The 18,539-nt window shown below is 43.3% G+C and carries 11 protein-coding genes and 1 pseudogene; 6 read left to right on the forward strand and 6 right to left on the reverse strand.

Translation table 11 applies throughout. From position 1 onward, the window contains the following. The first annotated feature begins 201 nt into the window (after positions 1 to 201). From uvrA to AC0IWT_RS10065, 5 genes are all read left to right on the forward strand, one after another. Entirely contained in the window at positions 202 to 2,706 is a 2,505-nt protein-coding gene (uvrA, locus tag AC0IWT_RS10045; protein WP_471797081.1) for an excinuclease ABC subunit UvrA, read from the forward strand. A gap of 999 nt (positions 2,707 to 3,705) precedes the next feature. Next, a complete protein-coding gene (locus tag AC0IWT_RS10050) occupies positions 3,706 to 4,767 on the forward strand; it encodes an oxygenase MpaB family protein (protein WP_471797082.1) in 1,062 nt (353 codons plus the stop codon). 1,108 nt (positions 4,768 to 5,875) lie between these two features. Continuing rightward, on the forward strand, positions 5,876 to 6,445 hold the full coding sequence (locus AC0IWT_RS10055) for a Crp/Fnr family transcriptional regulator (protein WP_471797083.1): 570 nt from the start codon (positions 5,876 to 5,878) through the stop codon (positions 6,443 to 6,445). A gap of 75 nt (positions 6,446 to 6,520) precedes the next feature. Further along, positions 6,521 to 7,450 (forward strand): alpha/beta fold hydrolase, encoded by a 930-nt coding sequence (locus tag AC0IWT_RS10060; protein ID WP_471797084.1) that lies wholly within the window; start codon positions 6,521 to 6,523, stop codon positions 7,448 to 7,450. 19 nt (positions 7,451 to 7,469) lie between these two features. After that, positions 7,470 to 8,375 carry an NmrA family NAD(P)-binding protein gene (locus tag AC0IWT_RS10065; protein ID WP_471797085.1) on the forward strand — a complete coding sequence of 302 codons (906 nt, stop codon included), beginning with the start codon at positions 7,470 to 7,472 and terminating at the stop codon, positions 8,373 to 8,375. Positions 8,376 to 8,671: 296 nt separating this feature from the next. Here AC0IWT_RS10065 and AC0IWT_RS10070 read toward each other — a convergent pair whose 3' ends face one another. Further along, positions 8,672 to 9,694, reverse strand: a complete 1,023-nt coding sequence (locus tag AC0IWT_RS10070; RefSeq protein WP_471797086.1) for an LLM class flavin-dependent oxidoreductase — start codon at positions 9,692 to 9,694, stop codon at positions 8,672 to 8,674. Positions 9,695 to 9,812: 118 nt separating this feature from the next. Here AC0IWT_RS10070 and AC0IWT_RS10075 point away from each other — a divergent pair, with 118 nt between their 5' ends. Beyond that, positions 9,813 to 10,358 carry a tetratricopeptide repeat protein gene (locus tag AC0IWT_RS10075; protein ID WP_471797087.1) on the forward strand — a complete coding sequence of 182 codons (546 nt, stop codon included), beginning with the start codon at positions 9,813 to 9,815 and terminating at the stop codon, positions 10,356 to 10,358. A gap of 364 nt (positions 10,359 to 10,722) precedes the next feature. Here the strand turns inward: AC0IWT_RS10075 and AC0IWT_RS10080 are convergent, their stop codons facing one another. From AC0IWT_RS10080 to AC0IWT_RS10100, 5 genes and pseudogenes are all read right to left on the reverse strand, one after another. Next, positions 10,723 to 11,118, reverse strand: a complete 396-nt coding sequence (locus AC0IWT_RS10080; protein ID WP_471797088.1) for a response regulator — start codon at positions 11,116 to 11,118, stop codon at positions 10,723 to 10,725. After that, a complete protein-coding gene (locus AC0IWT_RS10085; RefSeq protein ID WP_471797089.1) occupies positions 11,115 to 14,528 on the reverse strand; it encodes a PAS domain S-box protein in 3,414 nt (1,137 codons plus the stop codon). The genes AC0IWT_RS10080 and AC0IWT_RS10085 overlap by 4 nt, the downstream gene beginning before the upstream one ends. Positions 14,529 to 15,350: 822 nt before the next feature. Next, positions 15,351 to 16,166: a 6-bladed beta-propeller gene (locus AC0IWT_RS10090; RefSeq protein ID WP_471797090.1), complete on the reverse strand. Its 816-nt coding sequence runs from the start codon at positions 16,164 to 16,166 to the stop codon at positions 15,351 to 15,353. A 2-nt stretch (positions 16,167 to 16,168) separates the two neighbouring features. After that, positions 16,169 to 17,394 (reverse strand): annotated as a pseudogene (locus AC0IWT_RS10095) (MFS transporter). 19 nt (positions 17,395 to 17,413) lie between these two features. After that, positions 17,414 to 18,535: a galactose oxidase gene (locus AC0IWT_RS10100; RefSeq protein WP_471797091.1), complete on the reverse strand. Its 1,122-nt coding sequence runs from the start codon at positions 18,533 to 18,535 to the stop codon at positions 17,414 to 17,416. Between the last annotated feature and the right edge of the window lie 4 nt (positions 18,536 to 18,539).

The following is an 18,539-nucleotide window of genomic DNA, read 5'->3' on the forward strand; positions in this document are numbered from 1 at the left end:
TTGAGTCCATTTGGTTTTCACTGCGAATTGATTTTCCCAAACCAAACTTTTCAGCTTTGCCGTAGTTTAATTCTTCGTGCGCATGCGCTTTAAAATTCTACGCTTGCTCTTAGCTAATCTTGATGATGGGGAGCTGCATCGTTGCGCAAAGACAGTACGATAAAAAACTGAATTACCATAGTTAGATCAAAGTGAAGCCAAATGAGAGAAAAAAGCAGTAAAGAGATGATCCTGGTCCGCGGCGCAAGAGAGCACAACCTAAAAAATGTCAGTCTGGAAATCCCCCGGGATAAACTGGTGGTTTTTACTGGCGTATCCGGATCAGGGAAATCCTCACTGGCGTTTGGAACGCTATATGCTGAAGCCCAAAGACGTTACCTCGAATCGGTTTCTCCTTATGCCCGCCGGCTTTTTAACCAGATGAGTGTGCCTGAGGTAGATTCTATTGAAGGTCTGCCACCCGCGGTAGCGCTTCAACAACAGCGCGGCGGATCCAGCACGCGCTCCTCTGTAGGAAGCGTCACTACCTTATCCAATCTTTTGCGCATGCTTTATTCCCGGGCAGGAGACTATCCAAAAGGTCAATCCATCATCTATGCGGAAGGGTTCTCACCCAACACCCCGCAAGGGGCATGCCCGGAGTGTCACGGACTTGGAAGTGTCTTTGAGATAAACGAGCAAACTATGGTTCCTGATGACAACCTTACCATCCGTGAAGGTGCAATTGCTTCCTGGCCCAAAGCATGGCAGGGTCAGAATCAGCGGGATATCCTGGTATCAATGGGTTACAATGTAGATGTGCCATGGAAGGAGTTAGCTAAAAAAGATCGTGACTGGATACTCTTTACCCATGAAACGCCCACAGTCCCGGTATATCCCGGCTTCACACCAAAAGAAACCGCCAAGGCAGTCCGCGATAAAAGAACGCCGGATTATATGGGCACCTTTATAGGTGCCAAGCCGTACATCCTTAAAACCTTTTCTTCCAGCCAGTCCGAGCTGATGAGAAAAAGGGTCAGGCAGTATATGATCAGTGCCGCCTGTCCGGTTTGTGAGGGTAAGCGGCTCAACAAAGAATCCCTTTCGGTTAAGTTCCAAGGTAAAGATATCGCTGAACTTTCCCGTTTGCCGCTTTCTGTCCTTTTACAAATCTTTAGTCATTATGCCAGCCAAGAAGCAAAGGACGAAAAGCAAATTGTCACCCAACGTATTTCCGCAGACATCAGTTCACGCCTTTCTGTGATGCTTGAACTTGGATTAGGGTACCTTACCCTCGATCGCAGTACGCCAACGCTATCCCCGGGGGAATTGCAGCGACTCCGGCTCGCCACCCAGGTGCATTCTAACCTCTTTGGGGTTGTATATGTACTCGATGAGCCCTCGGCGGGGTTGCATCCGGCCGATACGCAGGCATTGCTAAAGATACTCTGCAAACTGAAAAAGGCAGGCAATAGCATTTTCGTCGTCGAGCATGAAATTGAAGTGATCAGAAATGCAGACTGGATCATTGATGTTGGACCGGGCGCGGGTTTGCAGGGCGGAGAGATTATCTACAGCGGTCCGCCTGAAGGGCTAAAGAAAGTCAGCAAGTCCATGACAGGTAACTTTCTTTTTGACAAAGCACCACGCCCCTTGGCTGACCCGCGCGAACCGCTGTCCATGCTTAGTCTAAGTGGGGCGACACGCCATAACATCAAAAACCTTGACATAGACTTTCCGCTTGGGGTAATGACCTGCGTCACCGGCATTTCAGGATCGGGAAAGAGCAGCCTTGTCAGTCAGATTTTGGTTGACCTGGTGGCCACTGGCCTGGGCCAGCAGATTCAAGGAGACTCTGAGCCCGCAGAAGACCTGCAACCAAACGAAAAAACCGCACCTGTTCAGGGAAAAATTACTTCAGGACTGGAAAGGATTTCCAGACTAATCGTGGTCGATCAGAAACCAATTGGAAGAACCCCCAGATCCAATCTTGCAACGTACACCGGTTTATTTGACTTGGTCAGAAAACGTTTTGCCAGTACAACACTTGCAAAAAAGAGAAAGTATGATGCCGGAAGATTTTCATTCAATGTCGCTAAAGGCCGTTGCCCGCACTGCCTGGGAGAAGGCTACATCATGGTCGAACTCCTTTTTCTACCCAGCGTCTACACCCCATGCCCAACCTGTGGGGGCACAAGATACAATCCTGAGACGCTACAGGTGATTTATCAGGAGAAAAATATTGCCCAGGTACTGGAGATGACTGTCGATGAAGGCTATACTTTTTTTGCTCAGGATCCTGCTGTCTACCGTTCGCTTGAGCTACTGCGGGAAGTTGGTTTAGGTTATCTCAAGCTCGGGCAGTCCGCGACCGCTTTATCCGGTGGTGAGGCGCAACGGGTGAAACTGGCGACTGAACTCCAAAAAAGTCAAAATGGTTCCGCCTTATATATTTTAGACGAACCCACCACAGGCCTACATCCCTGTGATGTTGAAAAGTTGCTCATCCAGCTCAACCGTCTTGTCGATGTGGGAAATACAGTCATTGTAGTTGAACACGATATGCAGGTTATTGCCCAAAGCGACTGGATAATTGATATCGGTCCTGAAGCGGGTGATCTTGGGGGTGAGATCCTCTATTCAGGACCGGCAAAAGGGCTAACCAAAGTGAAGGAAAGCAAAACTGCGCCTTTTCTTCAACAATATTTATATCCAATCCAAACCTAGGCGCGATCAAAAAAATGTAAATAAATCTATTCCGTTTCTTTTGTGCCGCAACCACTGGCAAACATATTTCGGTAATACTCCACACCTCATTGCTGGATACTACTTTACCCGTATGTTTCAAAAGTTGTCAAATCGTGGCAGATATCTAAAATAAAAGTAATTTAAATACTGCGCTCTTTGACCTCTTTTTGATGATGGCACGTTAATAAAGTAGGGTTCAGGCAATTATCATTTTGAGTGATCATCCTACATAATCATTGACGAAATTTAATTTCAAACTAAATTTTGTCACAAAATTAGGGTAAATTAATTGCTTTTTTGTCACAGAATTAGGGTAAATAATGCTGGTGGTTGTAATAGAATTAGGGTAAACTTTCCGTTATTGTTGCTAATGGCTTGAGTAAATCATTTTTAATTTTCTTACTATTCTATCTGAGTAAACTCAAGGTGAGTTTTATTGTGTTAGAAAAACTCAGTTCGTAAATCTCAGCGCTCGCCTACGAGCGCAGTAACAAAAATTTTGAATATTTAGGTTGTGGGTTCTTTAGTCCTCTGGTTTTGTAAATTCAATTTAATCAAAAACGGCAGATATCTTAACTCGTTGTTGTCTGCATTGGATTACTTCAAAAAGCAAAGCAATATTTACGTTTTCGATGTATCTCCTTTTCCAAAGAGTAATATCGAACCAAACTTTCCTCTACTAAAAATTATAGAAGACAGCTCCAAAAGTATCTGTTCCCACCAGTAAAACTATTTTGAGATAATTTTGTATTAATTTAACTAAAATTCTATCAGGTAAATTTTGGAAAAATAAATACTTATTCAAGGTTCAACTGAGCGGCGATTGAAAAAGCAACTCCTGCAGAATTGTTCAAGGGCCCGAGAGGCTTCTAAAATTGCGGAGGATTGAAAGCTTTGATCTCATCGACTCAGTTTCTTTTCTCTTGGCAGACGATGATGAAATTATCGGCACAAACAGAAGTCTGAATTGATTAAATAATGGCAGTGGGAATCTATAACGACGATTTTTTAAATTTAAAACGGCAAACTGGCGACCCCGCGGCTGATGCATTCATAAAATATGTCTTCGCCGACCAGGAGAGAAAACACCAGTTAAGGCATTGGCTCGAAGGAAAGGCAACTGCAGCCGATTTAGATGCCATGTTCCCAGGCTTTGGGTTTCTCGCCGGCGCTGGAGATTTACCGGTATGGGCCGATAAAAAATTAATCAGCGCAGGTCAGGCCTTTTTTGCTCAGCACGCGCAGGATATTATGACCTTACTCGGTTTATTATCGCTTCCCTATTGTTACACCGCTGCCGACGGAGCGATGGTTTTGTATCTATCAGAAAAGATAAGAAATCAAACCACAAAACGCCTATATGATACTGCGGTTTTTGTTTGGGATGTGATGGCGCCTGAGGCGTTCTTTAAAGGGGGGAGTGCTTTTAGCGATATTCTGCGTATACGCCTGGTCCATGCGGCTGTCCGGTTTTATACGCTCCAAAGTGGAACCTGGGATGAAAAGCTCGGCATCCCAATTAACCAGGAAGATATGGCAGGCACAAACCTTTCCTTTTCCTTAATCGTAGTTCGAGGTCTGCGTAAACTGGGTGTCCTTATAAGCAACCCACAACAGATAGCATTTCTGCACCTCTGGAAGGTGGTGGGCTATTTGAGTGGATTGAACGAAGACTTGTTGCCCGAAAACGGGAAGATGGCTATACAACTCGATCTGGCAATTAAAAAGCGCCAGTTTCGGAGTTCTATCCATGGGCAGGAACTTACAAAATCACTTATAGAGCACATTTTAAAAGTAAACAGACGCAAAGTGAGTAGCAATGATATACTTGGTTTAATGCGGCATCTACTGGGTAACGAAGTTGCAGACATGCTCAAAGTCCCCGGACCAGAACTACCCAGATATAAGCTAACCCTTCTAAAAGCGATGAAATTTTTCGAAAGCTTTACCAGAGAGGGCGATAGCAGTCATCTTTATTATAAGGCTTACAGCACCTTTAAAAAACAGAATAGGGAACTTCAGCAGAAGAAACTACTTTAACCCAACGAGCAAATAACATGAAATCTTCTCAGATTATCCGGCATCAACTACAATGTCGACGTATTTGGAAGAAAGGCAAATATCGCTCAAGTATTTTACTGGTTTTTACTCAAAAAGCCTGAAAATTCAGTAATGGATGTAAACCCAGCGATTCGATTCGGGAACCATGATAGAAAGACACCTAAAGCTTCTTATCAGCTGGACAGCATCGGCCGGCTGTTGGCGTTTATTAGCCGTTATCCTAAATGTATATCAAGAAGCGTTAGAAGGAATCCCTTTACTTACCCCCGGACGGTTTTAGCGCAAAACATGCAAGCGAAATCGCAACCCAGATTTCGAGAGTAGTTGGGAAATGGTCGGCAGTTGCAGAGCAAGCGGAGATGAGTAAAAGAGAACTTGAAATTATACGCCTGGCATCTGCGGCATCTATTAATTTTTTGGACAAACAATTACCCGCAAAATGATTGCTATGCAAGTCATTAACGTTGCTTTTGTTTGAAATAACAATCATTATATATCGAATGGAGCCATCCTTTTTCGAAAACGTTAGCAATAATTTCTGTCTGATAAACTATAATCTGATGTATTCGATTGTTATCAACTATGAAATAAAGACAATTAGGAAGTTACATCAGGATGTTCATAATTAACTGACGCTCCGAATTTAAAGGGAGCGCTTCCTGTTTTAGTCCTGAATAACCCTGCTAAAGGACTGCGGATGCTTAAAGCCCAGGCCGTAAGGAAGAAAAAATAGAGATTTGTTGAGCTGAAATCTGCTTCATTACTGAGCGCTGAAACTCAATTGAAACATACGGCATTAAAATCTACTCCAAAACGAAATATTAGACAGATAAGGTAAACATTTATTAGCAGTTCAAATTAAACATACCCATCGTTATCTACCAGCGTTAAAGCATAATTTCGCTATCCCAGGGATCATCTTAAGATAAGCATCTTGCAATCCACCAAAAAAAAATAAGGATGATGCAACTAGGAATGAAAAGTAAATCTCCTGTTAAACATTTTGTTTTATATTTTTGCCATCATATTCCTGAACATGTACACTTTCCTTAGCAAACCATTCATTGCTGTAAACCTTTTAAAATAAATGCAGACACATGAATTCGTCTCTTTCATAAAAAGAATTGTTTCCATAGAACAGCATGAGCTCGATCTTATATGCTCCCGGTGCAGGTTTAAATCAATACCCAAAGGCAGGCTCGTACTAAAAACCGGCCAGATTGCCAACCAATACTTTTTCATTATAAGCGGTGGTCTGCGGTTCTATTACGAATTAAATAATAAGGAAAATACAACCTGGGTATGTTTTCAAAATGAATTTTTTACTGAAATCTCCAGTTTAAATCCGCAAAAGCCAACCCGGTTTAACATTCAGGCGATAGAAGAAACACAACTGCTGATTATCGACAAAAAAGATATGGACTTTCTATATGCGCACATCCCCGGCTGGGAAGAATTCGGGCGTAAAGTGTGGGAAGCCACAGCGGCAAGGATGGTAGACCAACTTCTAAATTTCCAAACGATGTCTGCCGAAGAACGTTATGCTGGATTTTTAGAAATGCCCGAGTTGTTAATGAAAATCCCTGTTAAAGACCTCGCTTCTATTCTAGGAATTACCCCCAACGCCTTAAGCAGGATCCGGGCAAAATTAAGATAGCTAGATTTACTACCAACTGGTAGTTTTACCAGCCTCTGGTCCTGTTAACTTTGATCATAAAAAAAACATGACCAGATGCTAGAAAATTCAACACCTATTAACCATTGCTTTTCCGACGAAAAGTTAATTGAAGACTTTCCAGGTTTTACGAACCACTATGAAAAAGTAAATGGAGTCAGACTTCACTATGTAAAGGGAGGTTTAGGAGATCCCCTCCTATGCCTTCCCGGCTGGCCACAAACCTGGTATTCCTACCGCAATGTGGCACTGGAACTTTCCAAAACACACACGGTATTCATCGTTGATATCAGGGGCATGGGGACTTCAGAAAAACCTGAATCTGGCTTCGACAAGAAGAATATGGCTATAGACATCATAGAACTCATAAAAACGCTCAATCTTGAGCAGGTTAACCTAATCGGACATGACATTGGTGGCATGGTTGCAATGAGTCTGGCGTTTAACTTTCCCCGGTACGTAAAAAAACTAATCATAGCAGATGGAATGCATCCCAGTGAAGGCATGATGCATATGTCTTTATTACCTGCTGCCGGCACTTTTGGAGAAAAAATGGATGCAAACCTACCCTATGCTTGGTGGATGGGTTTTAATCAGGTAAAAGGCCTCCCTGAACTAATTCTTGAAGGTCGCTTCAGGTTCCTGATTGACTGGCTCTTCCATTACGTGATGATTGATGAATCCCTGATGAGCGAGACTGAGCGAGAAATCTATGCCGCCGCCTACAATGACAAAGAAAGCATCAGGGCTTCCAATGCCTGGTATCAAAGCTTTACTACTGATATCGAAGATGCTAAATCATACGAGCCCTTGCTAATGCCAGTACTTGGTATTGGAAGTTATGTAAGCTATAATTATATGAAAATGGCTTTGCCTTATGTATGTAAAAACCTCGCTATGGCTGAAATGACCGAAAGCGGACACTATTTGTTTGAAGAGCATCCGAAGGCAGTTATCGAGGCGGTAAACGAATTTTTAAAAAAATAAAGCTATGTTAAAAAAAGAAATGAAAAAAACAATTTTGGTTGCGGGGGCAACAGGCCATTTGGGATCGATGATTTGCCTGGCCCTGGCTGAACGCGGCGCAGCTGTAAAAGCACTGGTTCGTCCTGAAAGTGATCCTGAAAAGATTGCTTTTCTCACCCGAAATGGTATTGCGCCGGTTAGCGCCCAATACAGTGACCTCAAAAGTCTTGCGGAGGCCTGCAGGGGCGCTGATTGCATTATATCTGCACTGGCCGGCTTGGATGAAGTAATCGTTGAGCATCAAAGCGCCTTACTGGATGCTGCCATTATGAGTGGGGTAAAAAGGTTTATCCCATCTGACTTCTGTACGGATTATAATCCCTTGGTTCCTGGCGAAAATAGAAATTTCGATCTACGGAGAAAGTTTAAAGCTTACATTGATGGAAAGACCATAGCGGCAACATCAGTTTTTAATGGTGCATTTGCCGATATTCTTAAATACAATACCCCTATTCTTGATTTAAAAAATAAGACAATAGGTTATTGGGGAGAACAGGCTGATTGGAAGCTGGATTTCACGACGATGGAGAACACGGCAGCTTTCACTGCAGAAACCGCTCTTCAAGAAAAAACGCCGCGGAATCTGCATATCGCAAGCTTTCAGGTTAGCCCAAACAGCTTAGCGCAAATTATCGAATCCATAACAAACGAACATTTCACTGTTCATAAAATCAGTGAGCTTGACCAGTTTGCGAAATTCATAAGGAAACAGCGGGAAGATAATCCCTCCGGAGAAATGGAACTGTATGCCAAATGGCAACAGGCGCAGTACATGTATTCGATGTTTACCACTCAACACCCGTCCCTGGATAACCAAACCTTCAAGCAAATAGAATGGTCTTCAGCAGCTGATTACCTTAGGACTTTTATAAATCAGGAAGGCTAAAAGACGGCATTAATTGCTCCCGGCTCAAAAATCCGGGAGCAATTCAATTTGTCAATTCAGCTTGCATTACACTTTCTGTTGATAACTAACATGATGTGCTCAGCCAGTAAACGGATAATAAAGTGACGAGTCGAAATCTCAAAATGTAAAATAATGAAACCAACATGTTGCGGTGCAATAGGACTAATTTATCAACCCACACGAAAATCAGATATTATAAATCATAAATATCTAGAGCGCTTCATCAGCGCTGGGACGAATCAAATGTTTTATCCAGTTCAAAAAACCGAATTCATCTACCTCCATCCCAGTCCCGGGGCTACATGCTCCAGGATTGACGAGAGCACATGCATATTGTAATCCACCCCCAAGGTATTTGGAATGGTCAACAGCACTGTATCCGCCTCCTGTATAGCCTGGTCTTCTGCCAACTGTTTAATCAGCTGATCAGGTTCTGCCGCATAGCCCCTGCCAAATACCGCTCTTTGGGTAGGTTCGATATAGCCAAAGCTGTCCGAGCCTTTCCCCTGCCCTCCAAAATACATCCTGTCTCGATCGTTCATCAGCGCAAAAATGGAACGGCTGACAGATACCCTTGGCTCGCGTGAATGCCCCGATTTTTTCCAGGCATCCTTATACATTCTGATTTGCTCGGCCTGTTGGATATGGAAGGGCTTACCGTTTTCATCAAACTTCAAAGTTGAGCTCTGCAAATACATGCCCTGCTCTGCGGCCCATATTGCCGTAGCATTGGAGGCTGCCCCCCACCAGATCCGCTCCCGGAGACCTTCGGAATAAGGTTCCAATCGAAGCAGTCCCGGAGGATTTGGAAACATCGGATTTGGATTGGGCTGTGCAAAACTCTTGCCCTCCAGTCTTTTCAAGAACTCCATTGCGTGAAGCCTTCCCATATCCGCATCACTTTCTCCCTCACCAGGTGCAAAGCCAAAATGTCTCCACCCTTCAATCACCTGCTCGGGAGAACCTCGGCTGATACCGAGTTGCAACCTGCCACCGGAAATAAGGTCAGCAGATCCTGCATCTTCTACCATATACAAAGGGTTTTCATATCGCATATCAATGACTCCGGTTCCAATCTCGATGCTGGAGGTCTTAGCCCCAATTGCTGCAAGCAGTGGAAACGGCGAAGCGAGTTGCTTGGCAAAATGATGAACCCTGAAGTAGGCACCATTCAAACCAATCTCCTCTGCAGCAACAGCCAGATCGATGGACTGTAACAAAGTATCTTTAGCCGTTCTGGCAAGATAGGAAGGATGATCGGCCCAATGCCCGAAAGATAAAAATCCAATTTTCTTCATTTATCAAATATTTACAATCAAAGTTAGGATACCGCAGAACTCCGCCGGTCACTCCCGGGTCATATAGACCGGCAATTCCGGCAAACAATCCCCAGCCCGGATTGTTCCAAAGAAATCAATGTCCGAAGCAAAAAAGATAAGGTCCAAAAAACATTTCGAGGAAGCAATCATGCTCGAACGGGCTGGCGATACCCCAAACGCCATTAAACTTTATCAGAAAGCGGTTGCCATCGACCCCACCAACACCCATGCATGGAACAGGCAGATGATCCTTTACCGAAAGACCAAAACAAAAGATCAGGAAGCACAGCTCATCAAAACAGCAACATCTGAATTTCAAAAAGCAACCGAAGCCAAACAACAGGATTGGCTGAAAACCAACCAAACCAAGGCCGACAGCAGCCGCGAACTCGCTCAGGTCCTCGGCATGCTTGAACCAACCGGACTACCCAAAAGTTACGATCAGACCATAGACAAGTGGCAGACCAGGCTATATCTACTTGAATACCGCATTAAAAATGCAAGGAAGAAAAAAGCGTCAGCAAAAAACAAAAAACAGAAGCTGCCTACACCAGTCAAATCAACTCCAGCTAAGCGCAAATCGAAGCAAACCAAAACACCAGTGCCAAAAGCAAAAAAAGTAAGAAGACAGATGCCCGATTAGAAAAATTCAGGAACAGGCTTCTGAATCACTGCTGCAAGCCGTTATTATTATCGGAGATTCCTGCAAACGAATTATCGGGAATGGGTGAAAGCATTTGCGGTTTAGATAACATAAGGCATCCAAAGGCTGCATTTACAAATCTCATGTTTATGTAATAAATAGACAAGCAAAAAATATCCTGATGAAATAAAGTAGAACGAACGCTACTTAAAATGTCGGTCAGATTGCCCTGGCTTCAACGTTACCCAAACCAATTACTTCTACTCCACGATAAGGTCATTTATTGTACTCAATGATTTACCAACACCTAATCAACGCCATACTGATCATGTGTTCGCAGTTTTAGATTGATAAGCGAAAATCATTATTCAAGAAATTTTCTTAAGCGGTCACTGTCTAGCAAAGCAAGTAATGCTCCCGGAGTCAATGGTTTGATCAGAAATCCATTAACCATTGGATAGCTTAGCGCCTTTTCTTTATCTGAATCATTTACGGAGGAAGTAACCATTAATACGGCTATCTCTGATTGGCAGCTAACAGTAGAGAGAAAGTCTAAAAGTTGCCAGCCGTTCACCACCGGCATGTTAATATCAAGCAACAACAACAACTCGTCACTTTTGTTTTTTATAATATATTCCTGCGCCAGGGTTCCGCTTTCGAAGGTTAGGACAGCTGCACTTTTTGCACTGTCGCCCAAGATTGTCTCATGAAGGAACAAAACAATTGGGTCATCGTCTATGATAAGTATTTTTCTGTTCATAAATCGGGTTCAGCTAACTCTTCGGATTTAACTACAACTTCTCTGATGACCGCATCAAGCTCTTGCGCCGAGGTGTTGAGATAATCAAGAATTTTTTCAGTTGCAGGAGCTTGCGGCATTCTGCTTGACAAGAGCTGCACCAGCCCCATCAGTTTGGCAAGCGGGGCCCTAACTTTATGTGACTGTATCCAGGCAACTTCCCTAAGCCTCTTATTTCTCAACTCTATTGCCTGGAACTGTCTGAGCCGTTCTGTAATGTCGGTTGCGATAATAACTTTTGCCTTCCTTCCCTTGTATATTATGGTGTTACTTTTAATGTCTACCTGAATAATTTCGCCATTCTTTTTGGTATGGTTAAAGGTTCCCCTAAATATGGAAGCTTCGTTTTTGCGGGTCTTAATCATTGCTTTTTCAAGTTTGCGGATTTCCTCAGGAGGTCTTATCGCTCTGATGTTCATGGATAAAAATTCCTTTTTGCTGTAACCATAGCTGGCAATCGCGGTTTGGTTAACATCAACAAAGTCGAGGGTTTCAAAGTCGTATACCCACATTGGCAGCGGGCTCAAATGGAAGAGTTCACTGTATCTTTTTTCCGACTCTTCAAGCTCGGCTCTGGCTGCTCTTGCAGAAAACTCCGCGTGCATTTGCTGGTCAATATCCTGTAAGCTACCAAAAATCCTCAAACATTTACCCTCGACCATTTCGCTGCTTCCAATACTTCTCACCCACTTGAGTTGACCGGAATTGGTTTTTATCTGAAGTACTTCGTCCCAGGGAACACCTTGATTTCTCGCAGCGAGGATGCGTTTCTGCATCATCTCCATTGTCTCCTGCGGATAGAATGCCCCAAGAGGCATATCTTCAGTCGGAAGATACCCCGAATCCGCATCCATAATCTCACGTGTTATGATTGACCAACTCACTTTTTTTTCCGGGAAAGTCTGCTCCCAGCTTCCAATCCGGGCAAGGCTGTTTGAATTCAGCAAAAGCTGCTCGAGCTCTTTTTTATCGGTGATATCCTTGGCGACAGAATAGATAAGTCCTTCGCGCTGAATCGGGTGGGATGTCCAGGCTAGCCACTTGCTCCTACCGTCGAGGGTAAGATACTGCTCCTCAATGTAATAGTTTTTACCGCTTTGTCGAAGGCTTTCAAGCTGGCTGATGTTTAACTGTTTCTCGTTTGGATGCAAAAAATCCCTGAAAGGCTTTGAAAGCAAGGTTTCCATGCTATATCCAAGCAGCTCTGATGCAGCGGGGTTTAGCTTCTTGAAGTTACCCGAAAAATCTGTAATGGCTATAATATCGGGGGCCAGCTTAAAGATATGCTCTAAATCCTGTTCGAGTTTTTTTCGATGAAGCTCTGTAGCTAAATGACTACCTAAATCCTCAGGCAGGCCGGATAGGTCTAAAGGTGCTGTTTTTGTTGTCCCCAGCAAGAGTACGCCGATAAGCGTTTTATGGCGGTAAAGGGGTATTCCACAAAGTCCCCTGATGTCCTTCTTGAATAGTTCTTCACCGGTATTGCCTAATTTCCAGTGACCGGGTTTCCCGTTGTTTTTGATCTGTTGCGCATAATGTTTATTAATAAAAATATCATCGGGGTAAAGCCCGCTACCCGCTTCGGCGTCATTGTGGAAACGGCATGCAGTAAGTTCGAGCGAATCACTCAAATCATCATTCGTAAAAAGGGCCGCACAAGCAAACTTCCCGAACTCACAGACTTTGGACAACATGGACACAACGGTGTCACGCAAACCTTTCTCTTTATTGAATATGGTGTTGATATCGGATAGTAGTTGCTGTTTGATTTCACGGTTCTTGTTTTCAGTCACATCGCGAAGAATGGCCACCCAGTGGGTGTGAATCCCCTGTGGGTCCGCGACCGGGGCAACGGAATAACTTACCCAGATCTCGTCACCGTTTTTTTTATAATTGATGTTGGTGCCCTGATAGGGTTGACTGCTTTCAATGCACGCAAGCAACTTTTCGAGTTCCAAGTGGTCAGAACCGGAGCCCTGGAGAAACCAGGGATTTCGGCCTTCCACTTCTCCGGAACGGTATCCAGTCATGCGCTCAAAAGCTTTGTTTACAAAAACAATTCCGATGTTTTGCTCGCCTGTAAGCAGAATCTGGGCGATGATAACAGCATCGATGGTATTCGTCACAACCGATTCCAGCACCCTCAAACGTGCCTCCTCCTTTTTTCTCAGGGTGATGTCCTGCATGGCGCCAATCATCCTTTGCGGGCTGCCCTGGTTATCACGAATCACAAAGCCCTTGTCAACGACATGGGCATAATTTCCGTCGGCTTTTAAAAATCTATAATCATCTCTCCAATTCGTTTCCTCTGATGCCAGAAATGATTCTAGCCTGGCTTCCACCCGCTGAGCATCAGCTGGGTGTATCCTGCTGTGCCAGCTCATGATATCTGACTGCAATGTATCATCCGAATAGCCGAACATTTTTTTGAAACCCTCTCCCCACAACAGTGTACTTGAGGCGACGTCGTAATCCCAGATTGCATCAGATGTTGCCCTGCTGACGTAGCGGTATCGTTCGTTAGTAACCTCTAAAGCTTTTTGTGCCTGTAAAATATCGATGACATCTCGGGAGTTGGCGACGAATCCGCCTATGGAAGGCGTTCCCCGGAGATCGGTAATAATGGTCTGAATCCACCGCCAGGTCCCGTTATTATGCCGGAAACGAAACGGGGTTAACGATACTTTCTTTTGCCCGGCGGCATCAGCAAACTCTAGATTGGCTTTTTCAATGTCCTGGGGATGGATGAATTCGAAAGCATTCCTTCCGACCAAGCTATTTGGCTCTAAATCCAGAATGGACTTGGATGAAGGGCTTACATAAAGGTAATTAGCCGTTTCATCTAGTATGGCTATAATGTCCGAGCCATCATGCACCATTGCCTTGAAAAGCTTTCCGTTCTCGAATAAATGCTTTACAGCAAATGCATTGCTGGTAGCGTCCGCAAATGGTATGTGGTCATTTACAAAGCCAGAGGGCGCTTGGGGGCGGATTAGCAATTGTAGCACGTAAAAGGCACCCTCGCTGCCAAAGAGGTAACTATGTTTAGCCCCGAAGCGCATCGATTGCGATGATAGTCCCTGCAAACACAAGATAACTGAAGATTCTCTATGTGTTTTTGTTTGGACTGCCTGCAATAGATCTGCAATCAGCACTGACAGAACACCATGGTCATAAATGTCTGCAGGCAACAGCCCCCCAAGGCCGATTGAATCGATGCCAATAAGTTTCAGGAAATCATCGTTTGCGTAACGGATACCAATCAGGTCCTCCTGAATTTTTATAATGCAGGCGGGACCTTGCTGGCTATTAAGCAGCGCTGATACAAGACGAGTGTCAACATAATCATTTTGCATCAGTTCTGAGCTCATATTTAAATTGTGATAAATCGATTTTATCGACTTGTAATCTACATAAAAAAAGAAATACGTAAAGTGAATACGAAGGCGAACGCTTATTTTATTTTCTGGCCCTGTAAAGCTTAAAAAACCAAATGCAGATTTTCGTTCAAAAACCAGTGCTTTTGATTCGTTAGTGAGCGAAATGAGTTTGAAAGGTGAACAGTATGTTTATTTCCATAGTTCAAACAGACAAAACGCGGCTCTTGGGGCACTGTCTTATTCCTGTTCATCGCAATCCGGATAATTGTATGTCCGGGGGGGTATTGAATTAAGGTTTATTGTCCAGCCAACACAGGAACCCGCGTGCAGACGTTTTTACATTCTTTAGAAGGAATGCGACATAGACGGTACCCAGGCTCATAGGTCGTCGAGCATAAATCAGCTGCCGAGCATCTCGGCACCGACCGTCTATTCAGACCGAGCGTTAAATAAGCGAGGAACATTTATGTCAGTCAGTTTTATTTAGAATCATATCATGTGAGAACCACAAAGCCAGATACTAAAGATTATTCCCTTTGAACGGACAAAGCTATTAGTAAGGCTACCGCCAGCATCACGGCCCCATAGCACAATCTGCGTTGTGGACCACGACCTAAAAACACAGGCTAGTTTTCCATCAGGCAGAATTATCCAAATTTTCCTTGGCGAAAGTTATAATCAGCCAATTCTGGATAGCATTAACGGATGTGTTCTATTAGAATTCCATTGCGGAACGTAAATATTTTCATCCTGGTCGATGCAAACATCATGCGGATGAATAAAGATTTTCGAAAGTTGCCTTTGAGGCAACAGTCAATAATTCTGGTAAATCGGCTCACTTGCACCTGGAGACGAAATAACCTTGTCATACTCATCAAGGATGGTAATAAATCCTGAGCCATAATTCTGATTGTCTCCTGAACGAAAAACCGCAGCGTAAATATTGTTATGATGTACTACGGGCCTGCAAACAAAAGATCCAGGTAAACTAATTTTATTGATATACTTTCCTTCTAAACTGAATCGCTTAATGCAATTCTCATTTCTTGATGTGATCAATAATGAAGATTGCCCCTCCTTGCGGTTATCAAGAGCAATGCCATGCACGCAATCAAAGTGCTCCTTTCCTGGGCCTTTTCCGCCCCAATGCCTTAAATATTCGCCTTTTGCGTTATATTGAACTACGAACTGATGTCCGTATCCGTCTGTAACATAAATATCCCCATTTGTAGCAATTAATGTTTCTGTTGGCTTAAATTCTTCAGCAGATTGGTATAAACCAATTTCCTTGGGAAAATCAATTTCAAAAATAACCCTACCTGTCAGGGAGGTTTTAAAAACCTTATGCCTAAGGGTATCTGTAATGTATAAAAATTCCGTCCCATTCTCGTTGTGAATACTCAACCCATGTCCACCCGGAAACTCATTTCCCCAACTGCCTTTAATTTCGCCATCTCGATTATAAATGAGTATATTATTTTTGGTTTCATTAGTTAGCAGATAAAGCAGACCGCTTTTAGCCTGTACCATTTCGTGACAATCATTTACCGGATAATTAGTCCGGTTATTTTGCACCCAATGCTCATTTACTTTATATTGATAGCCGTTGTGCCCAAGGATGATACCCATAACTAAGTGTCTCTTTTAATTTTAATAGCGAATAACGACCATGTAGCAATTAGCATTAAAACTGCTGACACCTGGTAAATAACCGATAAATCAATATTTGCATCCTTTAAAGCGCCACCTACGTAAACCATCAAACCTCCGATTATGGTGCTTAAAAAATTAAGAAAACCATAACCTGTTGCAATGTATCTGCTATCGGCAATTTGGCGCAGTATAGGCATTAAGTTGGCATCGTTAAACCCTCTGGCGATGCCGAAAATAAACATGGCAATAATTGCTATTGCAAAGATGCTGGTTGATGACATGAGAAACAAAAACGGAGCACCCAACGTAAAACCTATGATAATCATATAAACTCGGCTTTTTTTGTTTTTAAGGAACCACTTATCGGCTAAAAAACCACCTAAAATTACCCCGATGAAAGATCCGATTTGAATGTAGCCTGTTGCAGAAATGCCCGCTTCCCCGAGTTTCAAATGAAAATGTTCTTTCAAAAAAGTTGGTAACCAGCCATAGACTAACCAGTTCGCGGTACCTAAAACACTAAAATAAAACATCAGGATCAGAAACGATCTTTCTTTAAATAAAACTTTCACTGACCCTGATAAACTTAATGGCGGTAGCTCTTTCACTGACTTTTCGACCACAGCTGTCTTTAAATCCTTCAGATAATATAAGAGTAGAAAAGAGTATAGAATACCAAAAACGCCAAATACATGAAAACCTGATCTCCAGCCCCACAATTCGGCAATATAGCCGCCTAAACCACCTAAGGCCAAGCCCGCGTAAAGTCCGCTCATGTGCAAACCCGTAGCCAGCGACCTGGTTTTTCCTTTATGATAGTCTGTTATGAGCGCCAGTGCTGCCGGAATATAGCAAGCTTCGCTTAAGCCCATAAAAACGCGGGCAACCAACATTTCATTAAAGATGAAGTGAAGCCTGTCCAAAGCGTAACGGCCGACCAAATTGATACACTGAAAATAATCACTTTTCTACGGCTGTATTTATCTGCGAAAAATCCCCCAAAGGGGCTTAAAATACCGTAAGACCAGAGAAAGACGGATGTTAACAAACCAAACTGAGCATCAGATAATGCAAACTCCTTTACGATAGGATCTCTCATCGAAGTGATCATTATCCGATCAAAATAGTTTAAAAATGCAACTACCCAAAGTATTGCAACCAGAGTCCAGGAATAATATGATTTTGCTGATTTTACATTTACCATGATACAAATTTTGTGTAGTTTAATATTTGATAGGATAAGCTATAATTACCCTTGGCGTCCGTACTGCCGGTCTTACTTCGCCTCCAGGAAAAACCAAATTACCCTTCCAAATGACCATAGAATTTGTTACCGCAGGCCAAATGCTGGCGTTAGGATTAATGTCTGCATCAGGGTTGACTTTTTTTAGCATTTTACCGCTTGGTATCCATTGATCATGATTAGGATTATAAGACAGAATCTCATCAGAAAAACCGGGATGTTCGGCCTTTAACGACGAGGAAGTTGCGGCTAGTTTCCCATCATCACCTCCAAAAACCAATAAGGTATTATCTTCTGAAGTGTAAGCTGGACTTGGCCCTGCCACAACTGCGTGCGGCAAATCAGCTAATTTTTTCCAGCCTTTTCCAGGTGTAAAGCAAAACGCATCATTTAAGTATTTCCTTTCCAACTGGCCAGAAGTATTTTTGACAAGGTCAGCACCGCTAAAGAGGTAAAATGATTCTCCTGCAACGCCTGAAACGGATAACATTCTGGATGCGCCGGGCCAGGCTTCCAGCTTATTCCATTTACTACTTTTTCCAGATACATCATAAGACCAAAATACATTCGCTGTCTGTTCTGCATCAGGAGTAAATAGACCACCTGCCAGGTAAATAATTTTGCCTGATATCGCTCCGGTAGCATTTGCCAGCGGCTTTGGCAAATCTGGCAACTTTTCTAACCTTATTGATACTCCATCGTAATTAATAGCGAACACCGCAGCAGAGTGGCCCTTTTCATTACTCCCTCCAATACAAATTAATTGGTTGTTGGAACTGATAGATACCCCATAGCCTAAAGCACTTGGCAGCCTGCCAACAATTTTCCATCGACCATCAGGCTGATCCAAAACAAAAATTTTATCGCTCCAAACCTTTTTTGATCCGGTCCACGGTGCGCCACCATCCGGGAAATTTGCACCGCCAGCTACGATTAATGCACCACCGGATACACCGCTAAAAGAACCGGCGAAACCAAATTGATCGGGCAAGGCGGGCAGTTGATCCCATTTAAAACGAGCCGGTCTAGGCTTGATTTGAGTGTGCCCTGGAGTAGTGCTCAACATAAGAGTTAAAGAAAATAGGTAAATAAAATATTTCATAGGT

The organism is Pedobacter sp. AC464, assembly GCF_979253075.1.

Coding starts and splice junctions, on each gene's coding strand:
- AC0IWT_RS10080 (WP_471797088.1), bottom strand. CDS start 11,118: ATGAACAGAAAAATACTTATCATAGACGATGACCCAATTGTTTTGTTC.
- AC0IWT_RS10060 (WP_471797084.1), top strand. CDS start 6,521: ATGCTAGAAAATTCAACACCTATTAACCATTGCTTTTCCGACGAAAAG.
- AC0IWT_RS10065 (WP_471797085.1), top strand. CDS start 7,470: ATGAAAAAAACAATTTTGGTTGCGGGGGCAACAGGCCATTTGGGATCG.
- AC0IWT_RS10075 (WP_471797087.1), top strand. CDS start 9,813: ATGTCCGAAGCAAAAAAGATAAGGTCCAAAAAACATTTCGAGGAAGCA.
- AC0IWT_RS10070 (WP_471797086.1), bottom strand. CDS start 9,694: ATGAAGAAAATTGGATTTTTATCTTTCGGGCATTGGGCCGATCATCCT.
- uvrA (WP_471797081.1), top strand. CDS start 202: ATGAGAGAAAAAAGCAGTAAAGAGATGATCCTGGTCCGCGGCGCAAGA.
- AC0IWT_RS10050 (WP_471797082.1), top strand. CDS start 3,706: ATGGCAGTGGGAATCTATAACGACGATTTTTTAAATTTAAAACGGCAA.
- AC0IWT_RS10090 (WP_471797090.1), bottom strand. CDS start 16,166: ATGGGTATCATCCTTGGGCACAACGGCTATCAATATAAAGTAAATGAG.
- AC0IWT_RS10100 (WP_471797091.1), bottom strand. CDS start 18,535: ATGAAATATTTTATTTACCTATTTTCTTTAACTCTTATGTTGAGCACT.
- AC0IWT_RS10055 (WP_471797083.1), top strand. CDS start 5,876: ATGCAGACACATGAATTCGTCTCTTTCATAAAAAGAATTGTTTCCATA.
- AC0IWT_RS10085 (WP_471797089.1), bottom strand. CDS start 14,528: ATGAGCTCAGAACTGATGCAAAATGATTATGTTGACACTCGTCTTGTA.